The sequence below is a fragment of the Falsiroseomonas sp. RANM36 genome, assembly GCF_056682175.1.
The window spans coordinates 340,253-343,972 of the sequence record NZ_JBWXTD010000006.1; the positions used below are offsets into that span (position 1 = coordinate 340,253).

A 3,720-nucleotide genomic window follows, 5' to 3' on the forward strand; every position below is an offset into this window, starting at 1 on the left:
CCGCGGCGCAGGCGCTGGCCGCGAAGCACGGCGCCGGCGTCACCGACACCGCGACCGCGCTGGCGGACCCGGAGGTGGGCGCCGTCATCATCGCCTCTTCCACCGACACGCACGCCGATCTCGTCATCGCCGCGGCGCGCGCCGGCAAGGCGATCTTCTGCGAGAAGCCGATCGATCTCTCTCTGGCCCGCGTGGACGCCTGCCTGGCTGAGGTGAAGCGCGCCGGCGTGCCGATGCTGGTCGGCTTCAACCGCCGCTTCGACCCCTCCTTCGCCGAGCTGCATCGCCGCATCGGCGCCGGCGCGATCGGCGCGGTGGAGCAGGTGATCATCACCAGCCGCGATCCCGGCCCGCCGCCCGTCGCCTACATCAAGGTCTCGGGCGGGCTGTTCCGCGACATGACGATCCACGATTTCGACATGGCGCGCTGGATGCTGGGCGAGGAACCGGTCGAGGTCTTCGCGCACGGCGCCAACCTCGTGGATCCCGCCATCGGCGCGGCCGGCGACATCGACAGCGCGATGGTGCTGCTGAAGACCGCCTCCGGCCGCATGGCGCATATCAACAACAGCCGCCGCGCCAGCTATGGCTACGACCAGCGGGTGGAGGTGTTCGGCAGCGGCGGCCGCCTCATCGCCGGCAACCGCACGCCCACCACGGTGGAACTCGCGGACGGCAGCGCCGTCAGTTCCGACAAGCCGCTGCACTTCTTCCTGGAACGCTACGCAGAGGCCTATCGCATCGAGCTGCAGGCCTTCCTGGATGCGCTGGCGAAGGGCGCGCCGATGCCCGTCGGCGCCGAGGACGGCCGACAGGCGCTGGTTCTGGCCGACGCCGCCTTCGAGTCGCTGCGCAGCGGCCGCCCGGTGAGGGTGGACTGATGTCCATGCTGCCGAAGGTGCGGCTGGATGACCGAGTGGTCCTGGTGACCGGCGGTACATCCGGAATAGGCGAGGGCTGCGCGCTCGCTGCCGCCGAGGCCGGCGCGGCGGCCGTCTGCATCACCGGGCGCGACGCGACGCGGGGCGCGGCGGTGGTGCAAAAACTGCAGGCACTCGGGGCGCGCGCGCATTTCGTCGCCGCCGACCTCGCGGATGCGGAGGCGACCTCGGGCATCGTCGCGCAGGCCGAAGCCGCGCTCGGCCTGGTGGACGGGCTGGTGAACGCGGCCGGGCTGACCGATCGCGGCACGATCCTCGACACCTCCGCCGCACTGTGGGACCGGCTCTTCGCCGTGAACGCGCGCGCGCCCTTCCTGCTCACCCAGGCGATGGCGCGGCGCCTGAAGGAGGCCGGAAGGCCGGGCGCGGTTGTGAACGTGATCACCATGTCGAGCCATGGCGGCCAGCCCTTCCTCACCGCCTATTCGGCTTCCAAGGGCGCGCTCGCGACGCTGACGAAGAATACCGCGCTCGGCCTGCGGCCGCTGCGCATCCGCGTGAACGGCATCAACATGGGCTGGGCCGATACGCCGGGCGAGCATGTGATCCAGCAGCGCGACGGCAACCCGAAGGACTGGCTGGACCGCGCCGAGCCCTCGCAGCCCTTCGGCCGCCTGCTGAAGCCGCGCGACGTCGCGGGCCTCGCCACCTACCTGCTGTCGGACGCCGCCGAGATGATGACCGGCGCGCTGATCGACTTCGACCAGAACGTGATGGGTGCCTACACGTGATTCCCTCTCCGTACCTCCGCCTGGCGCCGGCATGACGCCCGCCGAACTCGCGCGCCGGCTCGAAGCCGTCGGGCCGCTGGCGCGTGAAGCCGCCGCGCTGGCGCAGGCCATGCGCGAAGCCGGCATGGCCGCGACGAAGATGAAGGGCGCGCAGGACTTCCTGACCGAAGCCGACGGCGCGACCGAGGCCTTCCTCCGCAGCCGGCTCGACGCGCTGTTCCCCGGCGAGCCGGTGCTGGGCGAGGAAGGAGGCGGCGAGATCCCCGCCGCCGGGCCGCTCTGGATCCTCGATCCGATCGACGGCACCTCCAACTTCTCCCGCAACGGCGATCGCTGGTGCGTCTCCATCGGCATGGCGCTCGACGGCCGCGCCGTGCTCGGCGCGGTGGCGCGGCATGCGCCGGCAGAGTTGATCCTCGGCGCGAGAGGCTGCGGCGCAACGCGGAACGGCAGGCCCATCCGCGCCGCCGACACGCCCGATTTCAGCCGCGCGATCATCGAGATGGGGTGGTCGCTGCGCCGCCCCATCACCGGCTACATCGCGCTGCTCGGCCGCGTCATGGCCGAGGGCGCGGGCACGCGCTGCGGCGGCTCGGGCACGCTCGGCCTGGTGGAGACCGCGATCGGCCGGCTCGACGGCTATGTCGAGCTGCACATCAATGCCTGGGACGCCTGCGGCGCGCTGGCCATCGCGCGCGAGGCCGGCTGCTGGACCAATGCCTTCGACAGCGGCGACTGGCTTGCCGCGGGCAACCCGATCTGCTTCGCCGCGCCCGCCCTCGGCCCGCGCCTTGCGGCGCTGATGGAGGCTTGAGCTTCCCGGCGCGCCGGCAGAGAATATGACCGTTATGTTGCAGTCGGTAGCGCTGGCCAGAGCCTCGCGCGATCAGGGAGGAAGAACCATGTCCGCCACACGCCGCCTGTTCGGCGCCGCCATCGCCGGCGCCTTCGGCCTGCTCGCCGCCGGCACGGCCAGCGCGCAGGGCAGCCTCACCGTCTACTGCTCGGTGCAGGAGGAATGGTGCCGCCCGATGATGGCCGCCTTCGAGCGCGCCACCGGCATCAGCGTCGCCATGACGCGCAAGAGCTCCGGCGAGACGCTGACGCAGATCCGCGCCGAGGCGCAGAATCCGCGCGGCGATGTCTGGTGGGGCGGCACGGGCGACCCGCACATGCAGGCGGCGCAGGAGAACCTGACCGTCGAGTACCGCTCCCCGATGCTGGCGCAGCTGCAGCCCTGGGCCGTCCGCCAGGCGGAGCAGACCGGCTTCCGCACCGTCGGCATCTATGCCGGCGCGCTCGGCTATTCCTACAACGCGCCCGAGCTGCAGCGCCGGCGCATCGCCGCGCCGCGCTGCTGGGCCGACCTGGCGAAGCCCGAGTTCCGCGGCGAGGTGCAGGTGGCCGATCCCAACACCTCCGGCACCGCCTACACCATGCTGGCGACGCTGGTGCAGGTGATGGGCGAGGAGCCGGCCTTCACCTATCTCCGCGCCCTGCATCGCAACGTGAACCAGTACACCCGCTCCGGCGCCGCGCCCGCGCGCGCCGCCGCCACCGGCGAGACGCTGGTCGGCATCACCTTCCTGCACGACGCGGTGGCGCAGAAGGTCAGCGGCGCGCCGCTCGAGCTCGTCGGGCCCTGCGAGGGCACAGGCTACGAGATCGGCTCCATGTCCATCATCCGCGGCGCCCGCAACCTCGAGAATGCCCGCCGCTTCTACGACTGGGCGCTGAGCGCCGAGGCGCAGGCGATCGGTGCCGAGGCCAAGGCCTATCAGCTGCCGTCCAACCGCAGCGCCCCGATCCCGCCCCAGGCCCCGCGCTTCGAGAACGTGCCGCTGATCGACTACGACTTCGCCCGCTGGGGCAAAGCGCAGGAGCGCACGCGCCTGATCGACCGCTGGCAGCGCGAGGTGCGTGCCGGCGCACGCTGACGCGCACCGACTGAGCCGCGCGGCGACCTCGCCTTGGGTGCCCTGACGCTTGGCCGCGCGGCGCGGCGCAGCGGCCCCCGCGGGGTGAACCTACATGAATGAAAGAAAAAA

General features: G+C 72.0%; 4 protein-coding genes. All 4 read left to right on the plus strand.

Features of this window, described 5'->3' with window-relative positions; all coding sequences use genetic code 11:
- Positions 1-881, plus strand: an 881-nt coding sequence (gene iolG, locus AC1MIR_RS23160; protein WP_480030545.1) for an inositol 2-dehydrogenase, incomplete at its 5' end; no start/stop codon positions are given.
- Positions 881-1,672, plus strand: a complete 792-nt coding sequence (locus tag AC1MIR_RS23165; RefSeq protein ID WP_480030546.1) for an SDR family oxidoreductase — start codon at positions 881-883, stop codon at positions 1,670-1,672. The genes iolG and AC1MIR_RS23165, both read left to right, overlap by 1 nt.
- 31 nt (positions 1,673-1,703) lie before the next feature.
- The gene (locus AC1MIR_RS23170) at positions 1,704-2,486 is read left to right on the plus strand and encodes an inositol monophosphatase family protein (protein ID WP_480030547.1); all 783 of its coding nucleotides are present in this window, start codon (positions 1,704-1,706) and stop codon (positions 2,484-2,486) included.
- Positions 2,487-2,574: 88 nt separating this feature from the next.
- Positions 2,575-3,609, plus strand: coding sequence for an ABC transporter substrate-binding protein (locus AC1MIR_RS23175; RefSeq protein ID WP_480030548.1), 1,035 nt, complete (start codon positions 2,575-2,577; stop codon positions 3,607-3,609).
- Positions 3,610-3,720: the final 111 nt, after the last annotated feature.

Bases quoted from the DNA above. Each gene is read 5' to 3' on its own strand.
- AC1MIR_RS23175 (WP_480030548.1), top strand. From the start codon at position 2,575: ATGTCCGCCACACGCCGCCTGTTCGGCGCCGCCATCGCCGGCGCCTTC.
- AC1MIR_RS23165 (WP_480030546.1), top strand. From the start codon at position 881: ATGTCCATGCTGCCGAAGGTGCGGCTGGATGACCGAGTGGTCCTGGTG.
- AC1MIR_RS23170 (WP_480030547.1), top strand. From the start codon at position 1,704: ATGACGCCCGCCGAACTCGCGCGCCGGCTCGAAGCCGTCGGGCCGCTG.